We start from the raw sequence: 26,520 nt of genomic DNA, 5'->3' as shown, positions 1-26,520 counted from the left end.
TCAGTCGGGGATGCGTTTACCGGTGGTGGCATCGAAAGCGTGCAGGCGGTCGGGACGGGGCACGACGTGGATCACCGCATCCGGCTGCGGCGCGTGGGTGCCTTCTTCTACCCGCACGATGATCTGTTCGCCGTTGATGCGGCCGTAGATCAGGCGCTCGGCACCCAGCAACTCCACAGTTTCGACGGTAACGGCCCAACCCTCGCTGCGCACATCCAGATGCTCCGGGCGGATGCCCAAAATGGTGCCCGGTTTGGCGCCTGGTGCGTTTTTGAGCAGGTTCATCGGCGGCGAGCCGATGAAACTGGCCACGAAGGTGGAGGCGGGCGTGTGGTAGACCTCTTCGGGCGTGCCGAACTGCTCCATGTTGCCCGCGTTCATCACGATCATGCGCTGGGCCAGCGTCATGGCCTCGACCTGGTCGTGTGTCACGAACAGGCTGGTGATGCCCAGTTCGCGGTGCAGCTTCTGGATTTCGAGGCGGGTCTGGGCGCGCAGCTTGGCGTCCAGGTTGGACAGCGGCTCGTCAAACAGGAACACCTGGGGCTGGCGCACGATGGCGCGGCCCATGGCCACGCGCTGGCGCTGGCCGCCTGACAGCTCGCGCGGCTTGCGCTCCAGCAGGTGGCCCAGTTCGAGGATCTTGGCGGCCTTGTCGACGCGCGCCTTGATCTCTTCCTTGGGTACCTTGGCGATCTTCAGGCCATAGGCCATGTTCTCGAAGTTCGTCATGTGGGGGTACAGCGCGTAGTTTTGGAACACCATCGCGATGTCGCGCTGGGCGGGTTCCAGGTCGTTGACCACACGGTCGCCAATGCGCAGTTCGCCGCCGGAGATTTCTTCCAGGCCCGCGACCATGCGCAGCAGGGTGGACTTGCCGCAGCCCGAGGGGCCAACGATGACGACGAACTCGCCGTCCTTGACCTCGGCGTTCACGCCGTGGATGACCTGGTTGGCCTTGGGGCCCACGCCGTAGCGCTTGACGATGTTGCGAAGAGAGAGGGATGCCATATGTGCAATGAATTTGATAGCTACAGGGGCTTATTGAACAAGCGCTTGCAGGAGTTTTGTCTTATTTTTCGGTGTCCACCAGGCCCTTGACGAACCAGCGTTGCATGACGACCACCACAAAGGCAGGCGGCAGCATGGCCAAGAGGGCCGTGGCCATCACGATGTTCCATTCGTTGCCTGCGTCGCCACCGGCCAGCATGCGCTTGATGCCGATGACCACCGGGTACATGTCTTCGGACGTGGTCACCAAGAGCGGCCACAGGTACTGGTTCCAGCCGTAGATGAACTGAATCACGAACAGTGCGGCAACCGAAGTGCGCGACAGCGGCACCAGGATGTCCTTGAAAAAGCGCATCGGACCGGCGCCGTCCACACGTGCGGCCTCCACCAGCTCATCGGGCACCGTCAGGAAGAACTGGCGGAACAGGAAGGTGGCGGTGGCCGAGGCGATCAGCGGCACCGTGAGGCCCGCGTAGGTGTTGAGCATGCCCAGGTTGGATACGACCTGGTAGGTAGGCCCGATGCGCACCTCCACGGGCAGCATCAGCGTGATGAAGATCAGCCAGAAGCAGATGCCCTTGAAGGGGAAGCGGAAGTACACGATGGCAAACGCCGACAGCAGCGAGATGGCGATCTTGCCCACCGTGATGACCATGGCGGTGACAAAACTCACCCACATCATGCGGGCGACAGGCGCAGTGGAGCCCGCACCCGCGCCGCCGCCAAACAGCGCGTCGTGGTAGGTCTGCCAGAAGTTGCTGCCGGGCACCATGGGCATGGGCACCTGAACGATGTCCTGTGCGGTATGGGTGGAGGCCACGAAGGCCAGGTACAGCGGGAAGCCGACGATGATCACGCCCAGCACCATGATGAGGTGCGAGAACGCGGTGAGATAGGGGCTGCGTTCGACCATTTTTAGTATTGAACCTTTTTCTCAACGTAGCGGAACTGAATGACGGTGAGTACCACCACGATGGCCATCAGCACCACCGATTGCGCGGCCGAGCCGCCCATGTCCATGGCCTTGAAACCATCGTGGTACACCTTATAGACCAGGATGGAGGTATCGCGCCCGGGGCCGCCCTGGGTGGTCGAGTCCACGATGGCAAAGGTGTCGAAGAACGCGTACACGACGTTGATCACCAGCAGGAAGAACGTGGTGGGCGACAGCAGCGGGAACTGAATGCTCCAGAACCGGCGCCAGGGGCCCGCACCGTCGATGGCGGCGGCTTCGATCAGCGACTTGGGGATGGACTGCAAACCTGCGAGGAAAAACAGGAAGTTGTAGGAGATCTGCTTCCACACCGCTGCAATCACGATCAGCGTCATCGCGTGGTCGGAGTTGAGCATGTGGTTCCAGTCAAAGCCCGACTGGCGCAGCATGTAGGCCACCACACCCAGCGAGGGCGAGAACATGAACATCCAAAGCACACCTGCCACCGCGGGGGCGACGGCGTAGGGCAGCAGCAGGGCGGTCTTGTAGACGATGGCGCCCTTGATGATGCGGTCGGCGAAGATCGCGAGGATCAGTGACAGGCCGATGCCCACCACCGCCACCAGGATCGAGAAGAAGGCCGTGGTCTTGAACGAGGCGAGATAGCCCGGGTCTTCAAACAGGGCCTTGAAGTTGTCCAGCCCCACCCATTCGGTGGACATGCCAAAGCTGTCCTGCATCTGGAACGACTGCACCAGGGCCTGGCCTGCGGGCCAGAAGAAGAACACGCTGATGATGACCAGCTGGGGAGCCAGAAGCACCCAGGGTAGCCACGCAGAGCGGAAAAGTACGCGTTTTTCCATGACGAAACTCTCAAAAAGAAAACCCCGCCGCCCCGTGAACCAGGTTGGTTGACGGGGCGGCGGGCTTTCGATGCCGCCCAGCCGGGTGGCCAGGTGACATCGACAGATGGTGGACCGTGCTTACTTGTTGGCGCGTGCGAAGCGGGCCAGCTGCTCGTTGCCACGTGTCACGGCGGTGTCCAGGGCTTCCTTGGGCGACTTCTTGCCCGACCAGATCTGTTCGGTTTCCTCGTCGATGATCGAGCGGATCTGCACGAAGTTGCCCAGGCGGATGCCACGCGACTTGTCAGTGGCCTTGCGGATCATCTGCGTCACGGCCACGTCGGTGCCGGGGTTCTTGTCATAGAAGCCAGACGCCTCGGTGAGCTTGTAGGCGCCCATGGTCACAGGCAGGTAGCCCGTGCGCTGGTGGCTGGCAGCCTGCACCTTGGTGTCGTTCAGGAAGTTCAGGAAGCTGGCCACGCCCTTGTATTCCTCGGGCTTCTTGCCGGCCATCACCCACAGGCTGGCGCCGCCGATGGCGGTGTTCTGTGGGGCACCCTTCACATCGGGGTAGTAAGGCAGGGTGGAGATGCCGTAGGCGAACTTGGCTTCCTTGGCCACGCGGGCGTACAGACCCGACGAGCCGGTGATCATGGCGCATTCACCAGAGGGGAAGGACGCATCGGCGGTGTTGTTGCGGCCCTTGTAGACAAAGCTGCCTTCCTTGGAGGCCTTGGCCAGGTTCTCGAAGTGGCGAACGTGCAGCGGGGTGTTGATCTGCAGTTGCGCGTCGTTGCCGTCAAAGCCGTTGTTCTTGGAGGCGAACAGGGTGTTGTGCCACAGAGAGAAGCTTTCCAGCTGCGTCCAGCTCACCCAGCTGGTGGTGAACGGGCAGCTGTGGCCGCTGGCCTTGAGCTTGGAGGCGGCGGCAAACACTTCGGGCCAGGTCTTGGGCGGCTTGTCGGCGTCCAGACCAGCCTTCTTGAAGGCGTCCTTGTTGTAATAGAAGATCGTGGTCGAGCTGTTGAGCGGGTAGCTCAGCATCTGGCCGTTGGGGGCGGTGTAGTAGCCGGCCACTGCGGACACATACTCGGTGGGTTCAAACTTGAAGCCCGCGTCGTTCAGCACCTTGGCCGCAGGCACGATGGCGCCCTTGCTGGCCATCATGGTGGCGGTGCCCACTTCGAACACCTGCAGGATGTGGGGGGCATTGCCAGCGCGGAAGGCGGCAATGGCGCCGGTCATCGATTCGTCATACTGGCCCTTGTACGTGGGCACGACCTTGTACTGGGATTGGCTGGCGTTGTATTGCTTGGCCAGGTCATTGACCCAGTCGCCCAGCGCTGCACTCATCGAGTGCCACCATTGGATCTCAATGGGTGCCTGTGCTTGCGCAGGTGCGCAGACCGACATGGCAACAGCAGCGCAGACCGCCAGAAGCTTCGTTTTCATGAATATTTCCTCCGAGGATGACGAAAAGCACAAGGGCCGGATGCTATGCAGCCTCTGTGACATTGATATGTCGTTGTCGCATGAGCCCGCGCCCTGCAACAACCGGGGAAACCCCTTGGGGTACCCGTGAGGGGTGCGATTGTGACCTTTTTGTGACAAGGTGTGGCGCATTTGCCGAGGCTTGCAAGGTTTTGTGCAATGCACCATGCTGGTGACTGTTCACATGCGTGGGCACCCTCGGTTCGTTCGCGCCGTCGCGCGCCGGACGTTTCCTTCTCCTATCCCTTCTCCTTCATCGCCATGGCCACCAATTCGCTCGACAAGAACAAGATCAAGTTTCTGCTGCTCGAAGGCATCCACTCCTCCGCAGTGGATGTGATCCGGGCGGCAGGCTATACGCAGATCGAGACGGTGTCCGGTGCGCTGCCGGACGAGGAACTGAAGCGCAAGATCGCCGATGTGCACTTTGTGGGCATTCGCTCGCGCACCCAGCTCACCGAAGAGGTGTTTGCCCAGGCCCATAAGCTGGTGGCCGTGGGCTGCTTTTGTATTGGCACCAACCAGGTGGACCTGAACGCTGCGCGCGAGCGCGGCATTGCGGTGTTCAACGCGCCGTACTCCAACACCCGCTCGGTGGCCGAACTGGTCCTGGCCGAAGCCATCCTGCTGCTGCGCGGCGTGCCCGAGAAAAACGCGGTGGCCCACCGGGGCGGCTGGCTCAAGAGCGCCGACAACGCGTATGAGATCCGTGGCAAGACCCTGGGCATCGTGGGCTACGGCTCCATCGGCACCCAGCTGTCGGTGCTGGCCGAGGCCATGGGCATGCACGTGGCCTTCTTTGATGTGGTCAACAAGCTGCCCCTGGGCAATGCCCGCCAGGTGCAGCACCTGCACGATCTGCTGGGCCAGAGCGACATTGTGAGCCTGCACGTGCCCGAGCTGCCGTCCACCGAGGGCATGATCGGCGCCGCCGAAATTGCGGCCATGAAGCCGGGCGGCATCCTCATCAACGCCGCGCGGGGCACGGTGGTGGATATTGAAGCGCTGGCTGCAGCGCTCCAGGCCAAGAAGCTGCTGGGCGCCGCCATCGACGTGTTCCCGGTCGAGCCGCGTACTAACAAGGATGAGTTTGTGTCGCCCCTGCGCGGGCTGGACAACGTGATCCTGACTCCCCACATCGGCGGCTCCACCATGGAGGCACAGGCCAACATCGGCCTCGAAGTGGCGGAAAAGTTGGTGAAATACAGCGACAACGGCACCAGCACCTCGTCGGTCAACTTTCCCGAGGTGGCGCTACCGGCCCACCCCGGCAAGCACCGTCTGCTGCACATCCACCGCAACGTGCCGGGCGTGCTGTCGGAGATCAACCGCATCTTCTCGGACAACCAGATCAACATCTCGGCCCAATACCTGCAGACCAACGAGAAGATCGGCTACGTGGTCATCGACATAGACGCCGCCTCGTCCGACCTGGCGCTGGACAAGCTGGCCCAGGTCAGCGGCACCCTGCGCAGCCGCGTGCTGTTCTGACACTGTTGCGGGGCCGGTTCCGGCTCTGTCAGACAGCCCCGGCCCGGCAAGCCGCAGGCCGGTGGCTTAAAATCGTGCCCCCACCCCAGGTAGACCCCCATGAATGTACCGATCGCGTTGGCGGCCTTGCAGACGCAGGCCGCCGAGCCTGCCCGACTGCGTGAAATTCCCTATAACTACACCTCGTTTTCCGACCGGGAGATCGTGATCCGGCTGCTGGGGTCCTCATCCTGGGAGGTGCTGGACCAGCTGCGCAAAGAGCGCCGCACGGGCCGTTCGGCCCGCATGCTGTATGAGGTGCTGGGCGATATCTGGGTCGTGCAGCGCAACCCCTACCTGCAGGACGACCTGCTGGACAACCCCTCGCGCCGCAAGCTGCTGGTGGATGCCTTGCAGCACCGCCTGGGCGAGATCGAAAAACGCCGCACCCCCGCAGACGATGCCGAGCGCGACCGTCTGGTCGGTGAGCTGGTCGTCGCCGCGCGACGCGCTGTGGCCGAATTCAACGCCACCTTCGAGCAGGCCGCGCAACTGCGCCGCCAGATCCAGAAAACCCTGGGCCGCCTCACGGCCAAGGACAACATCAAGTTCGACGGCCTCTCCCGCGTGAGCCATGTGACCGACGCGACCGACTGGCGCGTCGAATACCCGTTCGTCGTGCTCACCCCCGATACCGAGGTCGAGATGGCTGGCCTGGTGAAGGGCTGCATCGAACTGGGCCTGACCATCATCCCGCGCGGGGGCGGCACCGGCTACACCGGCGGCGCCATTCCGTTGACGTGGAAGAGCGTGGTCATCAACACCGAAAAGCTCGAAGCCATGACCGAGGTGGAAATGCGCCGCCTGCCGGGCCTGGACCGCGAGGTGGGCACGGTGTGGACCGAAGCCGGCGTGGTCACCCAGCGTGTGGCCGATGCGGCCGAGCGTGCGGGCTTTGTGTTTGCGGTGGACCCGACGAGCGCCGAGGCATCGTGCATTGGCGGCAACATCGCCATGAACGCGGGCGGCAAGAAGGCCGTGCTCTGGGGCACGGCGCTGGACAACCTGGCCAGCTGGCGCATGGTCACACCCGACGCCCAGTGGCTCGAAGTGACGCGCCTGGACCACAACATGGGCAAGATCCATGATGTGGAAACCGCCACCTTCGAGCTGCAGTACTTCGAGGCCGACGGCAAGACGCCCGTGCGCACCGAGCGCCTGGCCATCCCCGGCCGCACCTTCCGCAAGGAAGGCCTGGGCAAGGACGTGACGGACAAGTTCCTGGCGGGCCTGCCCGGCATCCAGAAAGAGGGCTGCGACGGCCTCATCACCAGCGCGCGCTGGGTGGTGCACCGCATGCCCGAGCACACGCGCACCGTGTGCCTGGAGTTCTTTGGCAACGCCAAGGACGCCGTGCCTTCCATTGTGGAAATCAAGGACTTCATGTTCGCCGAGCAAAAGCGCAGCGGCGTGTTGCTGGCGGGGCTGGAGCACCTGGACGATCGCTACCTGAAGGCCGTGGGCTACGCCACCAAGAGCAAAAAGGGCAACGGGGGCCTGCCCAAGATGGTGCTGATCGGCGACATCGCGGGCGACAACGCCGACGACGTGGCCCGCGTGACCAGCGAAGTGGTGCGCCTGGCCAACACGCGCAGCGGCGAAGGCTTTGTGGCCATCACGGCCGATGCGCGCAAGAAGTTCTGGGCTGACCGCAAGAAGACGGCGGCCATCAGCCGCCACACCAACGCGTTCAAGATCAACGAAGACGTGGTGATCCCGCTGCCGCGCATGGCCGAGTACACCGACGGCATCGAGCGCATCAACATCGAGCTCTCCCTGCGCAACAAGCTCAAGCTGTGCGACGCACTGACCGAGTTCTTCGAGCGTGGCAACCTGCCCCTGGGCAAGCACGACGCCGACGACGAAGTGCCCTCGCCCGAACTGCTGCAAGACCGCGTGGCCCAGGCCCTCGCGCTGGTGGAAGAGGTGCGCGCCCTGTGGCAGGGCTGGCTGCACGATGTGGAAACGCTCTTCCCCCAACTGCAGGATCACACCCTGCGCGCTAGCTGGAAGACCCAGCTGCGGGCGCCGCTGCAAGGCATCTTCACTGGCGCGGCGTTCAAGCCCATCCTGGACGAGGCCGTGGCCATCCACAAGCGCGTGCTCAAGGGCCGCGTGTGGGTGGCGCTGCACATGCACGCAGGCGACGGCAATGTGCACACCAACATCCCCGTCAACAGCGACGACTACGAGATGCTGCAGACGGCGCACGAGGCCGTGGCGCGCATCATGGTGCTGGCGCGCAGCTTGAACGGCGTGATCTCGGGCGAACACGGCATTGGCATCACCAAGCTGGAGTTTTTGACCGATGAAGAGCTGCGCCCCTTTGCCGAGTACAAGCGCAAGGTGGACCCGGAAGGCCGCTTCAACAAAGGTAAATTGCTCCGAAATCAGGAGCATTCAGAGCATATTCAACCAGCGCTTGGTGCCGATTTGGCTTCAAAACCGGCGCTGCATGCCGATTTGACCAACGCCTACACACCCAGCTTCGGGCTGATGGGGCATGAGTCGCTGATCATGCAGCAGAGCGACATCGGCGCCATTGCCGATTCTGTCAAGGACTGCCTGCGCTGCGGCAAGTGCAAGCCCGTGTGCTCCACGCACGTGCCACGCGCCAACCTGCTGTACAGCCCGCGCAACAAGATCCTGGCCACCTCGCTGCTGGTCGAGGCGTTCCTGTACGAAGAGCAGACCCGCCGGGGCGTGAGCATCAAGCACTGGCAGGAGTTTGAGGACGTGGCCGACCACTGCACGGTGTGCCACAAATGCGAGAGCCCTTGCCCGGTGAAGATCGACTTCGGCGACGTCACCATGAACATGCGCAACCTGCTGCGCAAGATGGGCAAGAAGACCTTCCGCCCCGGCAACGCGCTGGCCATGACCATGCTCAACGCCACCAACCCGGACACCATCAAGCTGATGCGCTCGGCCATGGTGGACGTGGGTTTCAAGGCCCAGCGCATGGCCGTGGACCTGCTGCGCAAGGTGGGCCGCAAGCAGACGGCCAAGCCGCCCGCGACGGTGGGCACGGCTCCGATCAAGGAGCAGGTGATCCATTTCATCAACAAGAAGCTGCCAGGCGGCCTGCCCAAGAAGACGGCGCGCGCGCTGCTCGACATCGAGGACAAGGACTACGTGCCGATCATCCGCAACCCGCAGGCCACCACGGCCGAGACGGAGGCGGTGTTCTACTTCCCTGGCTGCGGGTCAGAGCGCTTGTTCTCGCAGGTCGGTTTGGCGACCCAGGCCATGCTGTGGCACGCGGGCGTGCAGACGGTGCTGCCGCCTGGGTACCTGTGCTGCGGCTACCCCCAGCGCGGCTCGGGCCAGTTCGACAAGGCCGAGAAGATGATCACGGACAACCGTGTGCTCTTCCACCGCGTGGCCAACACGCTCAACTACCTCGATATCAAGACCGTGGTGGTGAGTTGCGGCACCTGCTACGACCAGCTGCAGGGCTACGAGTTTGACAAGATCTTCCCGGGCAGCCGCATCATCGACATCCACGAGTACCTGCTGGAAAAGGGCATTCAGCTGCAAGGCAAGGGCGCCTACCTGTACCACGAGCCCTGTCACAACCCCATGAAGCTGCAGGACTCGATGAAGACCGTGAAGGCGCTGGTGGGCGAGCAGGTCTTGAAGAGCGAGCGTTGCTGCGGCGAGTCGGGCACGCTGGGTGTGACCCGGCCCGACGTGTCCACGCAGGTGCGCTTCCGCAAGGAAGAAGAGATCAAGAAGGGCGAAGCCCAGCTGCGTGCCAGCGGTGCTGTCGGCGCGCAGGACAACGTGAAGATCCTCACCAGCTGCCCCAGCTGCCTGCAGGGCCTGAACCGCTACGAAGGCGACCTGAACAACGGCTTGCTCGAAGCCGACTACATCGTGGTCGAGATGGCGCGCGAGATCCTGGGCGAGAACTGGATGCCCGAGTACGTACACCGTGCCAACAACGGCGGCATTGAGCGGGTGCTGGTCTGATGACCTGCCCCTTGTGCGCTGAAGACGGCGGCGCATTGGTCTGGCGTGGCGAGCGCCTGCGTGTCATCCGTGCGCAGGAGGCGGGGTTTCCCGCCTTCTACCGCGTGGTCTGGAACGCGCATGTAGCCGAGTTCTCGGACCTGGCCGCCGCTGACCGTGCGCATTGCATGGAAGCCGTGACCCTGGTGGAGCAGGCGCTGCGCCAGCACCTGTCGCCCACCAAGGTCAACATCGCAGCGCTGGGCAACATGGTGCCGCACCTGCACTGGCATGTGATTGCGCGGTTTGACTGGGACAGTCACTTCCCGGCCCCTGTGTGGGCGACTGCGCAGCGGCCCAGCCCCGCAGCGCAAGAGGCCGCCGTGCGGGCCTTGTTGCCCGCGCTGGAAGCGCAGCTGCAGTCCCAGCTGGCGCAGTGGGCCGCCCGGTAACCTTGCTGGCAGCGTGTGCCCGGGCGGGTGGGACAATGGCAGCCGTCGTTCCTGACAACAGTTTTCTCAAGGTGATTCCATGGCAGGTTTGAAAGCGGGCGCTCCCACGCCGCAGGCCCTGACGGTGCATGAACAGTCGCGCGTGCTGGAGGTGGGTTTTTCGGATGGCGCCACGTTCCGCATTCCGTTCGAGCTGATGCGCGTGTACTCGCCCTCGGCCGAGGTGCAAGGCCACGGCCCGGGGCAGGAGGTGCTGCAGACGGGCAAGCGCAATGTGGCGCTCATCAACCTGGAGCCTGTGGGCAACTACGCGGTCAAGCCCACGTTCTCCGACGGCCACGACAGCGGCATCTTCACCTGGGACTATCTCTACGAGCTGGGCCAGAAGCAGGACGCACTGTGGGCCCAGTACACCGAGCGGCTGGCTGCGGCGGGGGCCGACCGAGATGCACCCATGGCGCCCAAGGGTGGTGCAGGGGGCCACGCCTGCGGCAGTCACTGACGCCCTTGGCAGGCCTGTTCAGGGGGCCTGCCGCCAAAAGCCGTACAAGTCCCTGTGCGTCAAGGTGCTATTGAAAATATAGCTATCAGCGCAATATTTGCTTGCGCTAGCGGCTGGTTTTGTTTCAATAGCGTTCTCCAAATTGCGACAGATGCCCCAATTCAGTGCGGGGTTGTCGCTGTACCTCTGGCGTTCACGCGCCTAGCATGATTCTTATGAGCACCACGCATTTCGGTTTTCAGTCGGTGGACGAGCAGGAAAAGGCACGCCGCGTGCGCGGTGTGTTTGACTCCGTGGCATCCAAGTACGACGTGATGAACGACCTCATGTCGGCGGGTCTGCACCGTGCCTGGAAGGCCTACACCGTGATGGTGGCCAACCTGCGCGAAGGCAGCCAGGTGCTGGACATTGCGGGTGGCACCGGTGACCTGGCACTGGCGTTTTCCAAGAAGGTGGGGGCATCGGGCCGTGTGGTGCACACCGACATCAACGAAGCCATGCTGCGTGTGGGCCGTGACCGGCTCATCAACGAGGGCGTGGTGCTGCCTACGTTGGTCTGCGACGCTGAAAAGCTGCCGTTCCCCGACGCGCATTTCGACGTGGTGAGCGTGGCTTTTGGCTTGCGCAACATGACCCACAAGGACCAGGCCATTGCCGAGATGTGCCGTGTGCTCAAGCCCGGCGGCAAGCTGCTGGTGCTGGAGTTTTCCAAAGTGGCGCAGCCGCTGACCAAGGTGTACGACTGGTACTCGTTCAAGGTGCTGCCCCAGCTGGGCAAGCTGGTGGCGGGCGACGACGCGAGCTACCGGTATCTGGCGGAGTCCATCCGCATGCACCCGGGGCAGGAAGAACTCAAAAGCCTCATGCAGAAAAATGGTTTTGGGCATGTGGACTATCACAACATGACGGGGGGCATTGTGGCCCTCCATGTTGGAATCAAGTGCTGAGCGGTTTGCTCGGTCGATAACGGAGACGGAGAAGTCATGATGAAACTGTGGTCTGTGGTGTTGGTCGCGATGCTGGCGTTTGCGCACGCCGATGCCGACGCCGCGCGGCGACTGGGTGGTGGCAAATCGGTGGGCAAGCAGTCCAGCAATGTGACGCAGCGCGAGTCGGCCACGCCGCCCGCCACGCCGGGCGCACCGGCACAGAGCGCGACCAACACGGCTGCGGCAGCCAAGCCTGCTACCGCCACGCCGGCAGCGGCTCCGGCCGCGCCGGCCAAGAAGCCCTGGGGTGCCATGTTGGGCGGCCTGGCGGCGGGTCTGGGCCTGGCCTGGCTGGCGCACTCGCTGGGCCTGGGCGCGGGCTTTGGCAACATCCTGATGATTGCGCTGCTGGCGCTGGCGGCGTTTGCCATCTTCAAGATGGTCATGCGGTCGCGCAACGGCGGTAGCAATAGCTCGGGCAATGCTGCAGGTGGTGCTCCGTTCGCCTTTCAGGGCGCAGGGGCTGCAACGCCCGCCGCTGCCCAGGTGCCGCCGCAGTACAGCCCCAACAACGTGGGCAACGACGCATCGGCCCGCCCCTGGGAGCGCAGCAGCATGGCATTTGATGCCTCGCGTGCCGGGCAGGGTGGCGTGGGTTCGGGTGTGGTGATCGGTTCGGGCCTGTCGGGTTCGCAGAACTGGGGTGTGCCCGCCGATTTCGACACCGAGGGTTTCCTGGCGGCCGCCAAGCGCAACTTCGTGACCTTGCAGGGCGCGTGGGACCGCTCGGACATCGCCACCCTGCGGTCCATGATGACGGACAACATGCTCGATGAGATCCGCACCCAGTTGACCGAGCGCGAAGCCCACCGGGGCACACAGCCCAATCACACCGATGTGGTCATGATCGAAGCGCAGCTGCTGGGCATCGAAGACCTGGGCGACGGCTACATGGCCAGCGTCGAGTTCTCGGGCATGATCCGCGAAGAACCCTCGGCCGGGCCCAGCCCCTTCCGTGAGGTCTGGAACATGACCAAGCCCAAGGCGGGCAACACCGGCTGGCTGGTGGCAGGCGTGCAAGCCCTGCAGTAAACACCGCCCACGGGGCCCCTGCGTGCCAGGGGCATTCCAGTTCAGGGAATAATCGGGGACTATGGCAACACCACAGTCCCCTTTTCCTTTTCTGGACGGCCTCTTCGAGCGCCTGGCAGCCGGCCCGCAGCCCCCGCAATGGCTGGTCCACGAGGTGCAGCAGCGCCTGGTGCTGTTTCTCAACCATGTGCTGATGCAGGAGAAAGAAGCCACGGACCGGTTGGTGCGCCAAAAGGGCCGCATCGCCAGGGTGCAGTGGCGGGCCTATTCCCTGTCGCTGGTGATCACCCCTGCGGGCCTGTTCAACCTGGCGCCCGAATCCGCGGTGCCAGACCTGCGGCTGGAAGTGACCGATACCTCCCCCATCACCCTGGCCCAGGCTGCGTTGCGGGGCGACAAGCCCTCCATCCGCATTGAGGGCGATGTGCAACTGGCGGCCGAGATCAACTGGCTGGTGGACCATGTGCGCTGGGATGTGGAGGAAGACCTGGCCCGCGTGATTGGCGATGCCCCTGCGCATACGCTGGCGCAGTTTGCCAGCCGGGCTGCGCAGGCGCTACGCCAGTTTGTGGGTTCGCGCATGGCTGCCGCCAGCGCGGCGTCTTCTGCAGTGGTCGTGTCGACGGCACCGGTGGCGCCCGGCGCGCCGGCGGCGGCGCCGCTGTCACCTTCGGCTGGTTCGGACCGGGCCGACGCATGAAGCGCTTCTTGCGGGGAGCGGCCATCCTGTGGGTGGTGTTCCGGTTCGGCCTGGATGGCTTGCTGCTCGACAGCTTTCAAAAGCCGTGGCTGCGCATGATCTCGCGCATCGTGTCCATCGGGCGCAATCTGGATGCACCGCGTGGGCAACGCCTGCGCGAGGCGCTGGAAAGCCTGGGACCTATCTTCGTCAAGTTCGGTCAGGTGCTGTCCACCCGCCGCGACCTGCTTCCGCCCGACATTGCCGACGAACTGGCCCGCCTGCAGGACCGCGTGCCGCCGTTCGACCCTGACATCGCCATCGCCACCATCGAGCGTGCCTTCCGTCGTCCGGTGGACGAGGTGTTCACCTCTTTCGACCGCACACCGGTGGCCAGCGCGTCCATCGCCCAGGTGCATTTCGCCACGCTGCGCGACCGCCAGGGCATTGAGCGCGAGGTAGCCGTCAAGGTACTGCGGCCTGGCATGCTGCCGGTGATCGAGAAGGACCTGAGCCTCATGCGCATGATGGCGGGATGGGTGGAGAGCCTGTCTGCCGATGGCAAGCGCCTGAAGCCCCGTGAGGTGGTGGCAGAGTTTGACAACTACCTGCACGACGAACTGGACCTGGTGCGCGAGGCTGCCAACGCTGCGCAGCTGCGCCGCAACATGACCGGGCTGGACCTGGTGCTGATCCCCGAGATATTCTGGGACTTCTGCCACCCCGAGGTCATGGTGATGCAGCGCATGAACGGTGTGCCCATCAGCCAGATCGACCGCCTGCGGGAGGCCGGTGTGGACATCCCCAAGCTGGCGCGCGACGGCGTCACCATCTTCTTCACCCAGGTGTTTCGCGACGGTTTTTTTCACGCCGATATGCACCCGGGCAACATCCAGGTGAGTCTGGAGCCTGCCACGTTCGGCCGCTACATCTCGCTGGACTTCGGCATCGTAGGCACGCTGACCGAAGTGGACAAGGAATACCTGGCGCAGAACTTTGTGGCGTTCTTCCGGCGCGACTACAAGCGGGTGGCAGAGCTGCACATCGAAAGCGGCTGGGTGCCGCCCGAAACGCGGGTCAATGACCTCGAGTCGGCGATCCGCGCCGTGTGCGAGCCATATTTTGACCGCCCACTCAAGGAAATCTCGCTGGGCCTGGTGCTGATGCGGCTGTTCCAGACCTCGCGCCGCTTCCATGTCGAGATTCAGCCCCAGCTGGTGCTGCTGCAAAAGACCCTGCTCAACATCGAGGGCCTGGGCCGCGAGCTGGACCCGGACCTGGACCTGTGGAGCACGGCCAAGCCCTTCCTTGAAAAGTGGATGCTGGAGCAGATGGGCCCCCAGCGCCTATGGCGCGAGCTGCGGGCCGAGGCGCCGCACTATGCCAAGCTGCTGCCCGAGCTGCCACGACTCATCTACGACGCGCTGCGCCAGCGCCCGGCAGACCACGAGCCTGCACTGCGTGAACTGCTGGAAGCGCAAAAACGCACCAACCGGCTGCTGCAAGGCATCATTTTTGCTGGGGTCGGGTTTGTGCTGGGCTTGCTGCTCATCCAACTGCTGATCAGAATCCGGCTTTTCTGACGATCTGCATGCCCGGTGCCCCGGTGTGGGGAGCGCCGGGGTGCAGGTCGGATTTCTTCACCCTGGACCGACCGAGACAAAAAGAGAGAGGAGCGCGCTGTGCTGCTGACCCTGGTTATCGTTTACCTGCTGATCACCATCGGCATCGGCTTGCTGGCAGCCCGGCGTGTGAAGAACGCTGCGGACTTTGCCATTGCCGGGCGCCACCTGCCGCTGTACATGATCATCACCACCACGTTTGCCACCTGGTTTGGGTCGGAGACCGTGCTGGGCATTCCCGCCAAGTTCATCGAGGGCGGTCTGGGCAATGTGGTGGAAGACCCGTTCGGCGCGGGCTTCTGCCTGATCCTGGTCGGCCTGTTCTTTGCCGGCAAGCTGTACCGCATGACGCTGCTCACCATCAGCGACTATTACCGCGAACGCTATGGCCGCACGGTGGAAATCGTCTGCTCGCTGATCATCATGTTGAGCTACCTGGGCTGGGTTTCTGCCCAGGTCACAGCGCTGGGCCTGGTGTTCAACCTGCTGTCTGGCGGTGCCATCAGCATTCCGGTGGGCATGACGATCGGTGTGGTCTCCATCCTGGCGTACACGCTGTTCGGCGGCATGTGGTCGGTGGCGGTCACCGATTTCATTCAGATGATCATCCTGGTGGTGGGCCTGGCCGTCATTGCCGTGTTTGCGGGCAACATGGCCGGGGGGGGCGGACAAGGTGATCGAGTTCGCGTCCAGCCGTGAGCTGTTCCGGTTCCTGCCTGAGCCCAAGTTCCATGACGTGGTGTTCTTCATCGCCGCGGGCGTGACCATGATGTTCGGCTCCATCCCGCAGCAGGACGTATTTCAGCGTGTGATGTCGGCCAACAACATCCAGGCAGCCACGCGCGGCCCCGTGATCGGTGGCATCTGCTACATCCTGTTCGCCTTTGTGCCCATGTTCCTGGTGGCCAGCGCGCTCATCATCATGCCCACGGAAACGGCTGCGCTGCTCAAGGACGACCCGCAAAAGGTGCTGCCCACGCTGGTGCTGGAGAAGATGCCTTTTGTGATGCAGGTGCTGTTCTTTGGGGCCCTGCTGTCGGCGCTCAAGTCCACGGCCTCCGCCACGCTGCTGGCGCCCAGCGTCACTTTCACCGAAAACATCTGGCGCCAGTTCCGCCCGCACAGCTCGGACAAGCAGCATCTGCGCACCATGCGCATCACTACGCTCGTTTTCAGCGCCTGCGTGTTGGCCTATGCCATCTACATGCAGGGTACTTCCATCTATGAGCTGGTGTCGGGTGCCTACCAGGTGCCGCTGGTGGGAGCGTTTGTGCCGCTGGTGTTCGGCCTGTACTGGAAGCGTGCCACCACGCAGGGCGCCATCTTTGCCATCGTGCTGGGCCTGGTGACCTGGCTGCTGTTCCTGTCCACTCCGGCGGGGGCAATCTTTCCTGCGCAGCTGGCGGGTTTGCTGGCCGCGCTGGCGGGCATGCTGATCGGCTCCCTCGGGCCACAGGCCATCCGCAACAGCCATGCCTCCCACCACAAGATGGTTGGGGTCGAGTAACGCGGGGGTCAAGGGGCATGCCGCCTATAATTGAGGGTTTTGCACTTTCCCTCAACACACTGACATGCCTATTTACGCCTACAAATGCGGCTCCTGTGGCCATGCCAAGGATGTGCTGCAAAAAATCTCCGACGCACCCCTGACGGTGTGCCCCGCCTGCGGCGCCGAAGCCTTCTCCAAGCAGGTCACTGCCGCAGGTTTTCAGCTCAAGGGCTCGGGCTGGTACGTGACCGATTTCCGTGGCGGAAACGGTGGCAACTCCGCCCCGGCCACCGAGGCCAAGTCGGAGTCCAAGACTGAATCAGCGGCACCTGCCAGTGGCGGTGATGCTCCTAAAAAGGAAGCGGCCAGCACAAGCACTGCTAGCGCTACCGGCACCACCGGTACCAGTGGCACTTCTTCCTCTTCGAGCTGAGGACCTGCATGGCTGCCCTGCGCAAATGGCTGTTGACAGGCCTTCTGGTCATCGTGCCCGGTGTCATCACGGCCTGGGTGCTCAACTGGATTGTGAGCACGCTCGACCAGACCCTGCAGATCCTGCCCGGCGCGTGGCAGCCCGACAAGCTGCTCGGAGTGCATGTCCCGGGCTTTGGTGTAGTCCTCACGCTGGCCATCTTGCTCGTGGTGGGCGCCATTGCCAGCAACTTTGCGGGCCGCAAGCTTGTGCAGTGGGGCGACGCGCTGGTACACCGCATTCCGGTGGTGCGCTCTATCTACTCCAGCGTCAAGCAGGTGTCGGACACGCTGTTCTCCGAGAGCGGCAATGCCTTTCGCAAGGCCGTGCTCGTGCAGTGGCCCCGCGAAGGGGTATGGACTGTGGCGTTCGTCACCGGCGCCCCCAATGGTGAAGTGGCTGCGTACCTGCGCGACGAGTTCGTCAGCGTATACGTGCCCACCACCCCCAACCCCACGGGGGGGTATTTTGTGATGGTTCGCAAGAGCGACTGTGTCGAGCTAGAAATGAGTGTGGACAGCGCCCTCAAGTACATCGTCTCCATGGGTGTGGTGGCTCCAGCGGACCCCACGCTGCCCCCACCCAAGTAAGAAAAGCAATCTCTTTCAACGTCAACGCGCCCTGCGGCGCCGGAAGTTTTGTCATGGCCATGCGTTCCCACTATTGCGGTCTTGTGACCGAAGCCCTGTTGGGCCAAACCGTTACCCTGTCGGGCTGGGTGAACCGCCGCCGTGACCATGGGGGCGTGATCTTCATCGACCTGCGCGACCGCGAAGGCTACGTGCAGGTGGTGTGCGACCCCGACCGCGCCGAGATGTTCAAGGTCGCCGAAGGCGTGCGCAACGAGTTCTGCGTGCAGGTCAAGGGTGTGGTGCGCGCACGCCCAGCAGGCACCACCAACGACAAGCTCAAGACCGGCCAGATCGAAGTGCTGTGCCATGAGCTGAACGTGCTCAACCCCTCCGTCACGCCTCCGTTCCAGATCGACGAGGAAAACCTGTCGGAAACCACGCGCCTCACGCACCGCGTGCTGGACCTGCGCCGCCCGTACATGCAGAACAACCTGATGCTGCGCTATAAGGTGGCAATGGAGGTGCGCAAGTTCCTCGATGCGAATGGCTTCATCGACATCGAAACCCCCATGCTCACCAAGAGCACGCCCGAAGGCGCGCGCGACTACCTCGTGCCCAGCCGCGTGCACGACGGCCATTTCTTCGCATTGCCCCAGTCGCCCCAGCTGTTCAAGCAGCTGCTGATGGTGGCGGGCTTCGACCGCTACTACCAGATCACCAAGTGCTTCCGCGACGAAGACTTGCGTGCTGACCGCCAGCCTGAGTTCACCCAGATCGATATCGAGACATCGTTCATGGAAGAGCAGGACATCCGCGACATGTTCCAGGGCATGATCAAGACGGTGTTCCAGAACACGCTGGGCGTGGACCTGGGCGAGTTCCCCGTCATGACCTACCAGGACGCTGCGCGCCTGTATGGCTCCGACAAGCCCGACCTGCGCGTGAAGCTCGAATTCACCGAGCTGACCGACGTGATGAAGGACGTGGACTTCAAGGTGTTCTCGGGCGCCGCCAACATGAAGAATGGCCGCGTGGTCGGCCTGCGCGTGCCCGGTGGCTCGGTCGAAGGCGGCGGCATCAGCCGTGGAGAAATCGACGCCTACACCGAGTTCGTCAAGATCTACGGCGCCAAGGGCCTGGCCTACATCCGCGTCAATGAACTGGCCAAGGGCCGTGACGGTCTGCAGTCGCCCATCGTGAAGAACATCCACGACGCAGCCCTGCAAGCCGTGCTGGAGCGCACTGGCGCACAGGATGGCGACCTGATCTTCTTCGGTGCCGACAAGGAAAAGATCGTCAACGACGCGATCGGCGCGCTGCGTATCAAGATCGGCCACAGCGAGTTCGGCAAGAAGAACGGCCTGTTCGAGAACCGCTGGGCACCGCTGTGGGTGGTTGATTTCCCGATGTTCGAGTACGACGAGGAAAACCAGCGCTGGAACTCGGTGCACCACCCCTTCACCAGCCCCAAGGATGGTCACGAAGACTGGATGGTCACTGCGCCCGAGAAGTGCATCTCCAAGGGCTACGACATGGTGCTCAACGGCTGGGAAATGGGTGGCGGCTCCGTCCGTATCCACCGCGCCGATGTGCAGCAGAAGGTGTTTGACGCCCTCAACATCACGCCCAAAGAAGCCCAGCTCAAGTTCGGTTTCCTGCTGGATGCGCTGCAGTACGGCGCGCCTCCGCACGGCGGCCTGGCCTTTGGCCTGGACCGCATCGTGACGCTGATGACCGGTGCTGAGTCGATCCGCGACGTGATCGCCTTCCCCAAGACCCAGCGCGCCCAGTGTCTGCTCACGCAGGCGCCCAGCCCTGTGGACGAAAAGCAGCTGCGCGAGCTGCACATCCGCCTGCGCAACCCCGACGCGGTCAAGACTGCGGCCTGATTCCGGACGCACACGTCCTTCGCGCATGCAGCCATGCATCGCACACCAAGCGGCTCGGGCCTTGCGCCCTGGCCGCTTTTTTCATGCGCGGCGCATCGGGCACTGGCTGCCGTGCACGGACTGAAAGAGGTACTTCCATGCGTTTGTTGACACGCTCCCATTGGCTGCTTGCGGCCGCATGCATCGCCCTGGCCGGATGCGGCGAGAAGAAGACCGAACTGGGGCAGGGCGGCTCGGTGGTCACGGGCTCGGCCGGGCCCCAGGGCGCGCAGAACGCGGCCCGTGAGCTGGTGCGTTGCGATGCGCCCGTGGCCACGCTGGCGCTGGCCGAGAACCCCAATGGCTACATCATGGGCTCGGGCTACCAGCTGCCCGCGTCGCCGGTGCCGCTGGTCAAGCTGCTGGCCCAGCAGAGCGGGTGTTTCCGCGTGGTGGACCGGGCAGCGGGCCTGAAGGGCACTGTGCAGGAACAGGAATTGAAGGACGCAGGCATCCTGCGCAAGAACAACTCCACCGTGGCCAAGGGCAAGGGGTACGAGGCGCAGTACACGCTCACGCCCAGCCTCACGTTCAGCGAGCAGGATGCGGGCCGGGGCCTGGCCGGGGTGATTGCCATGATCCCGGTACTGCGCGACATCGCAGGCCTGGCCGGGCTGGTGGAGCAGGTCAAGTTCAAGGAAGCACAGACGGCCTTGCTGCTGTCCGACAACGAAACCACCGAACAGGTAGCGGCGGCCACAGGCTCAGCGCGCACCACCGACCTGGGGGTGGGCGGCCTGGTGTTCGGCAAGCTGGGCGGTGCTGCGGGCGCTGGCTGGAGCAATACCAACGAAGGCAAGGTCATTGCTGCGGCGTTTCTGGACGCGCACAACCAGCTGGTGGTGCAGGCGCGTGCGTTGCAGGCCAAAGAGCTGCCCCCGCCCGTGCCCACCACCACGGCAGCCCAGCGCCCCAAGGGGGGCTGAAGGCACAGGCCATGGCAGCCGCCGGGCCACCGCGGCCTTACAAGCTTCCAGAGTCGGTGCTGGTGGTGATCCACACCCCCGCGCTGGAGGTGCTGCTGATCCGCCGCACCGGGGGCGAGGGGCATTGGCAGTCGGTCACCGGTAGCAAGGATGCGCTGGACGAGCCTTTTGCCGAGACCGCACGCCGTGAAGTGGCCGAAGAAACCGGGATAGACACCCTGGCACCGGGCTGTCTGCTGACCGACTGGGCGCTGGAGAACGTGTACGACATCTGGCCCCAATGGCTGCACCGTTATGCCCCTGGCGTGGTGCGCAACCGTGAGCGCGTGTTTGGCCTGCGTGTGCCCGCAGGCACGCCCGTGGTGCTGAGCCCGCGTGAGCACGATGCCTATGAGTGGCTGCCCTGGCAGCAGGCCGCTGACCGGTGTTTTTCAGCGTCCAATGCTGAGGCGTGCCTGTTACTCCCCCGGTTTTTGCATCTCGGGTGAGTGGACTCCGAATGGCCCGGAGGCAACAGGGGCAAGGCCGGGCGGCGTCGCCTCAAGAGGCGTCTGGAGGCCGCAAGCGCAGGGCAGCAGCAGGATCGTCCGCATCGTCTGCGGGCGACGGGCCGAGGGCCGAGCTGTCGGGCGATGGCTGCGGAGTGCGCGTGGGTGTGTTGTCGCTGCTGCCCCGCACCCTCAGCGCCACACCGCCGGGGTGGCGTTCACTGTCTTGCCCCAGGATGGCCCTCGCCGGGGTGCTACCCATGCGTGCGCGCAGTGCGTCGATGCTCTCTTGCAGCGGTTGGGGGGCGGCCATGCGCGCGCCATGGCGTAGCAGCACTTGCTGTGCCATATCGAGCAGTTTGGAGTTGAGGGTGCGTTCGGCTTCGGCCAGCAGGTTTTGCACGGCACCGCCAGGGTCGCCGCCCAGGCTTTGCGCCATGGCGACTTCGGCCGTCTTGTTGACGCGTTGCAGGCAGTCTCGCACCAGTTGGCTGTAAGGCTCATGCAGGTTGCAGGCGTTGGCCATCAGCTCGGTCAAGCCGCGTGTGTTGGCATAGCGCATGCCCAGTGCCAGCACCCAGCTGTCGCCCTCGGGCAGCTCGATAGACGTGACGGCCAATACGGCCAGCAGGCTGCCCAGGTTGCAAGCAGCCTCAAAGTCGAAGGTGCTGGACGTGATCTCGCGGGCCATGCCACGCACCGATTCAACCGCTTGCGAAAACTGCCGCTGCTGGATGAGCTGCAGCGCCCGCGCCACCTCGGCAAAACGCCGGATGCGCGCGCTGCCGTAGTGGCGCTCCAGGATGCGCGCAAAGTCGGCCATGCAGCGCTCGATGCCCTTGCGGTCGTTCTCGGCGTAATACGCAAACGTCAGCAGCACCAGCGACTGGTAGTCGAACAGTTTGGAGTCAATGCCCAGCACTGTGGCGCGTGCCAGCACCTTGGTGGCAGTGGCGCGGTCGCCCATGTAGTACGACATCATCCCCAGCTTCTGCAGCCGCACCACCGAGTCGGGCGTGAGGGTGCTGGCCGTGCGGTAGGTCTCGATGGCCTGCGAAAAATTGCCCATCTCCACCTGCGCGCGGCCCAGCACGTCGTAGGCGTCGGCGAACGACGCGTCTTCGCCAATCAACTCCTGCAAGGTGGTGATGGCGCGAGCGGCCTGGCCTGATTCGATCTGTGCGCGGGCCACGCCCAGCTTGGCCCAGGGCAGGGCCCGTGCCGCGATGACGGCCTCGAACAGGGTGCGCGCCTCGTCGTGGCGGCCCAAGCGCAGCAGCAGCTCCGACCCGATGCGGGCGGCGTACAGCCAATAGGGCTTGCGGGCCTCGAAACGCTCCACGCACAGCGCTGCAGCCTGCTCGAAGTCCTCGGCTTCGATGGCATCGAAAATGGGCTTGAGGTGGATCTTGCGCAGGCGCGCCAGGCTCAGGCGCTCGAACAGCGCGCTGGGCGTGAAGGGCTTGAGCAGGTAGCCGTCCAGGGCCGACTCGGCGGCCTCGGCCACTGCGGCGTACGACGCCTCGGCCGTGACCATGAAGAACACTGTGGAAAACGGCAGCAACTGCGCGCGCCGCAGGTCGTCCAGCAGGGTCTGGCCCGAGTAGTTGGATTCGCCAAAAAACTGGTCGCACAACACGTAGTCGAACACCGTGTGCTCCAGCCGGGCGCGCGCGTCCTGCACACGGGAGCATTGCACGATGCGGGTCACGCCGTACTCGCGCAGCTGCCCCACCAGAATGCTGCGCGATGTGGCATTGCTGTCCACGATTAGCGCCTGGGTCTGTGGGGCGGGATTGGGGCCGCTCTCGGTAGCCATGGGGGTCGGGGCCGTCCCTGCGTGCTCAAAATGTTGGAGTCTCCAGTGTAAAGCGCTGCCGCCCCCTGCCTGCGTCGGGCAAACCCCTTGCCACCACGGCTTGCGACACAATCTCCAGTCCTAGGAGCGGCAATTGACCGCTTGCCGTTTTCAAGGGCGCCTCATGGATACTGACTCTCGCTGCTTCGTTGACGTTCGCTTGTCGAGTGGGCACGCTACGCATTTGCCAGCACCGCGCTGGGCGCGCCATGCGGCGTTGCTCCTTCTTGCGGGCATGAGCCCGCCGCGTCCTCGCGCCTTGCCTGGCGCACCCATCGCGGCGCTGGCGAGCGCGTTCAATTACCCCTCCTAGGACCATGCAACACGACGACATCCTGCGCGTAGCCACCTACAACATCCACAAGGGTGTGCAAGGCATCGGGCCCGCGCGGCGGCTGGAGATTCACAACCTGGGCCTGGCGGTGGAGCAGCTCGACGCCGACATCGTTTGCCTGCAGGAGGTGCGCAAGCTGCACCGGCGCGAGGCGGCCTACTTCCAGCGCTGGCCTGATCTGCCGCAGGCCGAGTTCCTGGCGCCCGAAGGCTACGAGGCGGTGTACCGCACCAATGCGGTCACCAAACACGGCGAACATGGCAACGCGTTGCTGACCCGCTGGCCGGTGATCGGGCACCAGCATGAAGACATCTCGGACCACCGGTTCGAGCAGCGCGGGCTGCTGCATGTGGAGGTGGATGTGCAGGGCCGCAACGTGCACGTGATCGTGGTGCACCTGGGCCTGATCCCTGGCAGCCGCATCCGCCAGGTCGAGCGCCTGCAGGGCTTCATCGAGCGCGAGGTGCCCCCCGGTACGCCGCTGGTGGTGGCTGGTGACTTCAACGACTGGGGGCAGTTGCTCAAGCGCATGCTGGTAGGCTTTGGCCTGTATGAATGGGATGCGCCCCGCACCTTCACCTACCCCGCACGCCTGCCCCTGGCGCAGCTGGACCATGTGTATGCGCGCGGGCTCACGCCGCTGTCGCTGCAGGTGCCGCGTGGGCGCATCTGGTGGCGCATGTCGGACCATCTGCCCCTGATCGCGGAGTTCCGGCTGTGAGGCGCTGCCGGGGTGTGCGCGGTGGCGGGGTGACGGGATGAGGCGCAAGCCCTTTGTGCAGGCCCCGGGCACCGGGCCCGCCGACGACCACCAGGTCCGGCTGCTGCAAGGCGCCGAGGAGTTCTTTCCGGCGCTCACCGAGGCCATGGATGCTGCGATGGCGGACATCCAGTTCGAGACCTATATCTTTGACTTCACCGGCGCCGGAGCCACCGTGGCCCAGGCGCTGATGCGCGCTGCAGCGCGCGGCGTGCGCACCCATCTGGTGGTCGATGGCGTGGGCACGGGCGCGTTGCCCAAGGCCTGGGCCGATCAGTTGCAGGCCGCCGGGGTGCTGTGCAGCGTGTATTCGCCGCTGGGGCCGCTGGGGCTGCTGCTGCCGCACCGCTGGCGGCGCCTGCACCGCAAGCTGTGTGTGGTGGATGGGCGGGTGCTGTTTTGCGGCGGCATCAATGTGCTGGACGACTTTCACGACCCCAACCACGGCACGCTGGAGGCACCCCGTTTTGACTTTGCCGTGCGGGCCACGGGCAGCCTGGTGGCATCGGCCAGCGACACCATGGACCAGCTCTGGTGGCGCATGCAGGCCGTGCGCGACGCGCGCCAGCGCCGCTTGCCGGAGGCCCTGCAGGCCCTGCGCGCGGCCAGCGCGGCACGGCACGCAGAGCAGGGCGGCGACCCCGGCGCAGGCCCGCCTGTGCGCGCCACCCTGGTGCTGCGCGACAACGTGCGCAACCGCAGCCGCATCGAGAAGGCCTACCGCCGCGCCATCGGCGCAGCGCGGCACGAGGTCATCATTGCCAATGCCTACTTCATGCCCGGCGGCAAGCTGCGCCGCGCGCTGGTGATGGCCGCACGCCGGGGTGTGCGGGTGCGCCTGCTGTTGCAGGGGCGGTACGAATACTTCATGCAGTACCACGCGGCCCGTCCCGTGTACGGCGCGCTGCTGGAGGCCGGCGTCGAGATCTACGAGTACGCCCCCAGCTTTCTGCATGCCAAGGTGGCCGTTATCGATGCACAGGGCGACCGGCCCTGGGCCACGGTGGGCTCGTCCAACCTCGACCCGCTCTCCCTGCTGCTGGCGCGCGAGGCCAACGTGGTGGTGGAAGACGCTGCCTTCGCCATCGACCTGCGCCAGCGCCTGGTGCACGCCATGCAGCACGCGGGCCGCCGCATGGACCCTGCGCGCTATGCCGGCCGCCCGCTGCGCCAGCGGGTGCTGGACCGCGTGGCGTTTGGTCTCATGCGCCTGGCGCTGTGGGTGACGGGCAAGCGGTATTGAGAGCGCTTTTATCGAGTTTGCTATATTATTAATAGCTGCTCAGGCATATTCCACTAGCGCTTGCTGCCTAAAACCCTTGTAATTGATCAAACTGGGTTCGCTGGTACGATGCCAGCCATGTCCAGCCAACCTGCCGCCGATATGACGCCCACCTCACCGGACGAAGGCACGCCCGTTTCCGTCAAGATCCGAGAACGCCTTGCCGCCGCGCGCAAGCGCTTTCACGCCAACGACAACATTGCCGAATTCATCGAGCCCGGCGAGCTGGAAAAGCTGCTCGACGAGGTCGAGGTCAAGATGCAGGGCGTACTCGACAGCCTGGTGATCAACACCCAGGGCGACCACAACACCAACAACACCGCGCGCCGCGTGGCCAAGATGTACCTCAACGAGGTGTTCCGCGGCCGCTATGTGGCACAGCCGCCCATCACCGAGTTCCCCAACGCCGAGCACTTGAACGAGCTGATGATCGTGGGCCCGCTCACCGTGCGCAGTGCCTGCAGCCACCACTTCTGCCCCGTGATCGGCAAGATCTGGATCGGCGTGATGCCCAACGAGCACACCAACGTGATCGGCCTGAGCAAATACGCGCGCCTGGTGGACTGGATCATGGGCCGCCCCCAGATCCAGGAAGAAGCCGTGGTGCAGCTGGCCGACCTGATCATGGAAAAGACCCAGCCCGACGGCCTGGCCATCGTCATGGAAGCCAGCCACTTCTGCATGTCCTGGCGCGGCGTGCGCGACAACGACAGCCGCATGATCAACTCGGTCATGCGTGGCGTGTTCCTCAAGGACAGCGCCTTGCGCCGTGAATTTTTGTCTCTCATCCCTGGAAAGAACTGACCATGCTGGTACGCCTGCTTTACGCCAGTCGCGCGGTCGATACCTCGCCCGCCGCCATTGAAGCCATCCTGACGCAGTCGCGCCAGCACAACCCCGGCAGCGGCATCACCGGCGTGCTGTGCTACGGCGGCGGCGTGTTTTTGCAAGCCATCGAGGGTGGGCGCTCCGCCGTGAGCGAGCTGTACGGCCACATCCAGAAGGACACGCGCCACAAGAACGTGGAGCTGCTGCACTACGAAGAAATCGCCGAGCGCCGCTTTGGCGGCTGGACCATGGGGCAGGTCAACCTGTCCAAGATCAACCACTCCATCCTGCTCAAATATTCCGAAAAGCCCGAGCTGGATCCGTATGCGGTGTCGGGCAAGGTGTCTTTTGCGCTGCTTGAAGAGCTGATGGCCACGGCCTCCATCATCGGCCGAGCCTGAAAAGCGGGGCGCTTTGCTACTGCGCCAGCCGATTCCGGGCCTGCTGTGCTCGCCGTACGAGAGTACGGCTGCGCGCATCGACCCAGACTAGGCTGGCTCGCTACGCAAATCGCCCCACTTTTCTTCGCAGCCAGCAATCAC

Annotated in this window: 22 protein-coding genes and 1 pseudogene; 18 read left to right on the top strand and 5 right to left on the bottom strand. The window is 64.3% G+C overall.

Going from position 1 to position 26,520, the window contains the following annotated elements:
- The 4 genes from ATF69_RS02985 to ugpB all read right to left on the bottom strand — a co-directional run bounded on the left by ATF69_RS02985 (nucleotide 1) and on the right by ugpB (nucleotide 4,242).
- Complete coding sequence (locus ATF69_RS02985) at nucleotides 1-1,011, bottom strand: sn-glycerol-3-phosphate import ATP-binding protein UgpC (protein WP_056060362.1); 1,011 nt, start codon at nucleotides 1,009-1,011, stop codon at nucleotides 1-3.
- Between the two features lie 61 nt (nucleotides 1,012-1,072).
- Entirely contained in the window at nucleotides 1,073-1,924 is an 852-nt protein-coding gene (gene ugpE, locus ATF69_RS02980) for a sn-glycerol-3-phosphate ABC transporter permease UgpE (RefSeq protein WP_056060366.1), read from the bottom strand.
- A gap of 2 nt (nucleotides 1,925-1,926) precedes the next feature.
- Nucleotides 1,927-2,808, bottom strand: coding sequence for a sn-glycerol-3-phosphate ABC transporter permease UgpA (gene ugpA / locus ATF69_RS02975; protein WP_015012736.1), 882 nt, complete (start codon nucleotides 2,806-2,808; stop codon nucleotides 1,927-1,929).
- Nucleotides 2,809-2,928: 120 nt separating this feature from the next.
- Complete coding sequence (ugpB, locus tag ATF69_RS02970) at nucleotides 2,929-4,242, bottom strand: sn-glycerol-3-phosphate ABC transporter substrate-binding protein UgpB (RefSeq protein ID WP_056060369.1); 1,314 nt, start codon at nucleotides 4,240-4,242, stop codon at nucleotides 2,929-2,931.
- Between the two features lie 300 nt (nucleotides 4,243-4,542).
- On the opposite strand from ugpB, the gene serA reads away from it, so the two are divergent.
- From serA to nudB, 14 genes and pseudogenes are all read left to right on the top strand, one after another.
- Entirely contained in the window at nucleotides 4,543-5,772 is a 1,230-nt protein-coding gene (gene serA / locus ATF69_RS02965) for a phosphoglycerate dehydrogenase (RefSeq protein ID WP_056747288.1), read from the top strand.
- Nucleotides 5,773-5,871: 99 nt separating this feature from the next.
- Nucleotides 5,872-9,786 carry a DUF3683 domain-containing protein gene (locus ATF69_RS02960; RefSeq protein WP_146869848.1) on the top strand — a complete coding sequence of 1,305 codons (3,915 nt, stop codon included), beginning with the start codon at nucleotides 5,872-5,874 and terminating at the stop codon, nucleotides 9,784-9,786.
- Entirely contained in the window at nucleotides 9,786-10,217 is a 432-nt protein-coding gene (locus ATF69_RS02955; RefSeq protein ID WP_146869847.1) for an HIT family protein, read from the top strand. Before ATF69_RS02960 ends, ATF69_RS02955 begins: the two co-directional genes overlap by 1 nt.
- A 79-nt stretch (nucleotides 10,218-10,296) precedes the next feature.
- Nucleotides 10,297-10,719: a gamma-butyrobetaine hydroxylase family protein gene (locus tag ATF69_RS02950; protein ID WP_099731079.1), complete on the top strand. Its 423-nt coding sequence runs from the start codon at nucleotides 10,297-10,299 to the stop codon at nucleotides 10,717-10,719.
- 215 nt (nucleotides 10,720-10,934) lie between these two features.
- The gene (ubiE, locus tag ATF69_RS02945; protein ID WP_056060384.1) at nucleotides 10,935-11,666 is read left to right on the top strand and encodes a bifunctional demethylmenaquinone methyltransferase/2-methoxy-6-polyprenyl-1,4-benzoquinol methylase UbiE; all 732 of its coding nucleotides are present in this window, start codon (nucleotides 10,935-10,937) and stop codon (nucleotides 11,664-11,666) included.
- A 36-nt stretch (nucleotides 11,667-11,702) separates the two neighbouring features.
- Nucleotides 11,703-12,740, top strand: coding sequence for a Tim44 domain-containing protein (locus ATF69_RS02940; protein ID WP_146869846.1), 1,038 nt, complete (start codon nucleotides 11,703-11,705; stop codon nucleotides 12,738-12,740).
- Nucleotides 12,741-12,801: 61 nt separating this feature from the next.
- Nucleotides 12,802-13,440: a hypothetical protein gene (locus ATF69_RS02935; RefSeq protein ID WP_108498344.1), complete on the top strand. Its 639-nt coding sequence runs from the start codon at nucleotides 12,802-12,804 to the stop codon at nucleotides 13,438-13,440.
- Nucleotides 13,437-15,002 (top strand): ubiquinone biosynthesis regulatory protein kinase UbiB, encoded by a 1,566-nt coding sequence (gene ubiB / locus ATF69_RS02930; RefSeq protein WP_056747295.1) that lies wholly within the window; start codon nucleotides 13,437-13,439, stop codon nucleotides 15,000-15,002. The genes ATF69_RS02935 and ubiB overlap by 4 nt, the downstream gene beginning before the upstream one ends.
- A 99-nt stretch (nucleotides 15,003-15,101) precedes the next feature.
- Nucleotides 15,102-16,548 (top strand): annotated as a pseudogene (locus tag ATF69_RS02925) (high affinity choline transporter 1).
- 64 nt (nucleotides 16,549-16,612) lie between these two features.
- Nucleotides 16,613-16,963 (top strand): FmdB family zinc ribbon protein, encoded by a 351-nt coding sequence (locus tag ATF69_RS02920; RefSeq protein ID WP_056060401.1) that lies wholly within the window; start codon nucleotides 16,613-16,615, stop codon nucleotides 16,961-16,963.
- A gap of 8 nt (nucleotides 16,964-16,971) precedes the next feature.
- A complete protein-coding gene (locus tag ATF69_RS02915; RefSeq protein ID WP_056747297.1) occupies nucleotides 16,972-17,592 on the top strand; it encodes a DUF502 domain-containing protein in 621 nt (206 codons plus the stop codon).
- A 53-nt stretch (nucleotides 17,593-17,645) separates the two neighbouring features.
- Nucleotides 17,646-19,463, top strand: coding sequence for an aspartate--tRNA ligase (gene aspS / locus ATF69_RS02910; RefSeq protein ID WP_146869845.1), 1,818 nt, complete (start codon nucleotides 17,646-17,648; stop codon nucleotides 19,461-19,463).
- Between the two features lie 137 nt (nucleotides 19,464-19,600).
- Nucleotides 19,601-20,428 carry a CsgG/HfaB family protein gene (locus ATF69_RS02905; RefSeq protein ID WP_056060409.1) on the top strand — a complete coding sequence of 276 codons (828 nt, stop codon included), beginning with the start codon at nucleotides 19,601-19,603 and terminating at the stop codon, nucleotides 20,426-20,428.
- A gap of 11 nt (nucleotides 20,429-20,439) precedes the next feature.
- Nucleotides 20,440-20,916, top strand: coding sequence for a dihydroneopterin triphosphate diphosphatase (gene nudB / locus ATF69_RS02900; protein ID WP_146869844.1), 477 nt, complete (start codon nucleotides 20,440-20,442; stop codon nucleotides 20,914-20,916).
- A gap of 52 nt (nucleotides 20,917-20,968) precedes the next feature.
- Here nudB and ATF69_RS02895 read toward each other — a convergent pair whose 3' ends face one another.
- Entirely contained in the window at nucleotides 20,969-22,735 is a 1,767-nt protein-coding gene (locus tag ATF69_RS02895; RefSeq protein ID WP_056060415.1) for a response regulator, read from the bottom strand.
- Between the two features lie 356 nt (nucleotides 22,736-23,091).
- Here ATF69_RS02895 and ATF69_RS02890 point away from each other — a divergent pair, with 356 nt between their 5' ends.
- The 4 genes from ATF69_RS02890 to ATF69_RS02875 all read left to right on the top strand — a co-directional run bounded on the left by ATF69_RS02890 (nucleotide 23,092) and on the right by ATF69_RS02875 (nucleotide 26,379).
- Complete coding sequence (locus tag ATF69_RS02890) at nucleotides 23,092-23,829, top strand: endonuclease/exonuclease/phosphatase family protein (RefSeq protein WP_146869843.1); 738 nt, start codon at nucleotides 23,092-23,094, stop codon at nucleotides 23,827-23,829.
- Between the two features lie 37 nt (nucleotides 23,830-23,866).
- Nucleotides 23,867-25,111: a cardiolipin synthase ClsB gene (gene clsB, locus ATF69_RS02885; RefSeq protein ID WP_146869842.1), complete on the top strand. Its 1,245-nt coding sequence runs from the start codon at nucleotides 23,867-23,869 to the stop codon at nucleotides 25,109-25,111.
- Between the two features lie 117 nt (nucleotides 25,112-25,228).
- The gene (folE, locus tag ATF69_RS02880; protein ID WP_056060424.1) at nucleotides 25,229-25,954 is read left to right on the top strand and encodes a GTP cyclohydrolase I; all 726 of its coding nucleotides are present in this window, start codon (nucleotides 25,229-25,231) and stop codon (nucleotides 25,952-25,954) included.
- Between the two features lie 2 nt (nucleotides 25,955-25,956).
- Nucleotides 25,957-26,379: a BLUF domain-containing protein gene (locus ATF69_RS02875; protein WP_056060427.1), complete on the top strand. Its 423-nt coding sequence runs from the start codon at nucleotides 25,957-25,959 to the stop codon at nucleotides 26,377-26,379.
- Nucleotides 26,380-26,520: the final 141 nt, after the last annotated feature.

The sequence above is a fragment of the Acidovorax delafieldii genome (genome assembly GCF_007993815.1).
In the GTDB taxonomy this organism is placed as follows: domain Bacteria; phylum Pseudomonadota; class Gammaproteobacteria; order Burkholderiales; family Burkholderiaceae_C; genus Acidovorax; species Acidovorax delafieldii.
The sequence above is the reverse complement of the archived record's forward strand: the minus strand, read 5'-3'. Positions and strand labels throughout refer to the sequence as shown.

Coding starts and splice junctions, on each gene's coding strand:
- ugpE (WP_056060366.1), bottom strand. CDS start 1,924: ATGGTCGAACGCAGCCCCTATCTCACCGCGTTCTCGCACCTCATCATG.
- ATF69_RS02895 (WP_056060415.1), bottom strand. CDS start 22,735: ATGGCTACCGAGAGCGGCCCCAATCCCGCCCCACAGACCCAGGCGCTA.
- ATF69_RS02940 (WP_146869846.1), top strand. CDS start 11,703: ATGATGAAACTGTGGTCTGTGGTGTTGGTCGCGATGCTGGCGTTTGCG.
- aspS (WP_146869845.1), top strand. CDS start 17,646: ATGGCCATGCGTTCCCACTATTGCGGTCTTGTGACCGAAGCCCTGTTG.
- ATF69_RS02890 (WP_146869843.1), top strand. CDS start 23,092: ATGCAACACGACGACATCCTGCGCGTAGCCACCTACAACATCCACAAG.
- ATF69_RS02955 (WP_146869847.1), top strand. CDS start 9,786: ATGACCTGCCCCTTGTGCGCTGAAGACGGCGGCGCATTGGTCTGGCGT.
- ATF69_RS02935 (WP_108498344.1), top strand. CDS start 12,802: ATGGCAACACCACAGTCCCCTTTTCCTTTTCTGGACGGCCTCTTCGAG.
- ATF69_RS02985 (WP_056060362.1), bottom strand. CDS start 1,011: ATGGCATCCCTCTCTCTTCGCAACATCGTCAAGCGCTACGGCGTGGGC.
- folE (WP_056060424.1), top strand. CDS start 25,229: ATGTCCAGCCAACCTGCCGCCGATATGACGCCCACCTCACCGGACGAA.
- serA (WP_056747288.1), top strand. CDS start 4,543: ATGGCCACCAATTCGCTCGACAAGAACAAGATCAAGTTTCTGCTGCTC.
- ugpA (WP_015012736.1), bottom strand. CDS start 2,808: ATGGAAAAACGCGTACTTTTCCGCTCTGCGTGGCTACCCTGGGTGCTT.
- ATF69_RS02950 (WP_099731079.1), top strand. CDS start 10,297: ATGGCAGGTTTGAAAGCGGGCGCTCCCACGCCGCAGGCCCTGACGGTG.
- ugpB (WP_056060369.1), bottom strand. CDS start 4,242: ATGAAAACGAAGCTTCTGGCGGTCTGCGCTGCTGTTGCCATGTCGGTC.
- ATF69_RS02875 (WP_056060427.1), top strand. CDS start 25,957: ATGCTGGTACGCCTGCTTTACGCCAGTCGCGCGGTCGATACCTCGCCC.
- ATF69_RS02960 (WP_146869848.1), top strand. CDS start 5,872: ATGAATGTACCGATCGCGTTGGCGGCCTTGCAGACGCAGGCCGCCGAG.
- ATF69_RS02920 (WP_056060401.1), top strand. CDS start 16,613: ATGCCTATTTACGCCTACAAATGCGGCTCCTGTGGCCATGCCAAGGAT.
- ATF69_RS02905 (WP_056060409.1), top strand. CDS start 19,601: ATGCGTTTGTTGACACGCTCCCATTGGCTGCTTGCGGCCGCATGCATC.
- clsB (WP_146869842.1), top strand. CDS start 23,867: ATGAGGCGCAAGCCCTTTGTGCAGGCCCCGGGCACCGGGCCCGCCGAC.
- ubiB (WP_056747295.1), top strand. CDS start 13,437: ATGAAGCGCTTCTTGCGGGGAGCGGCCATCCTGTGGGTGGTGTTCCGG.
- ATF69_RS02915 (WP_056747297.1), top strand. CDS start 16,972: ATGGCTGCCCTGCGCAAATGGCTGTTGACAGGCCTTCTGGTCATCGTG.
- nudB (WP_146869844.1), top strand. CDS start 20,440: ATGGCAGCCGCCGGGCCACCGCGGCCTTACAAGCTTCCAGAGTCGGTG.
- ubiE (WP_056060384.1), top strand. CDS start 10,935: ATGAGCACCACGCATTTCGGTTTTCAGTCGGTGGACGAGCAGGAAAAG.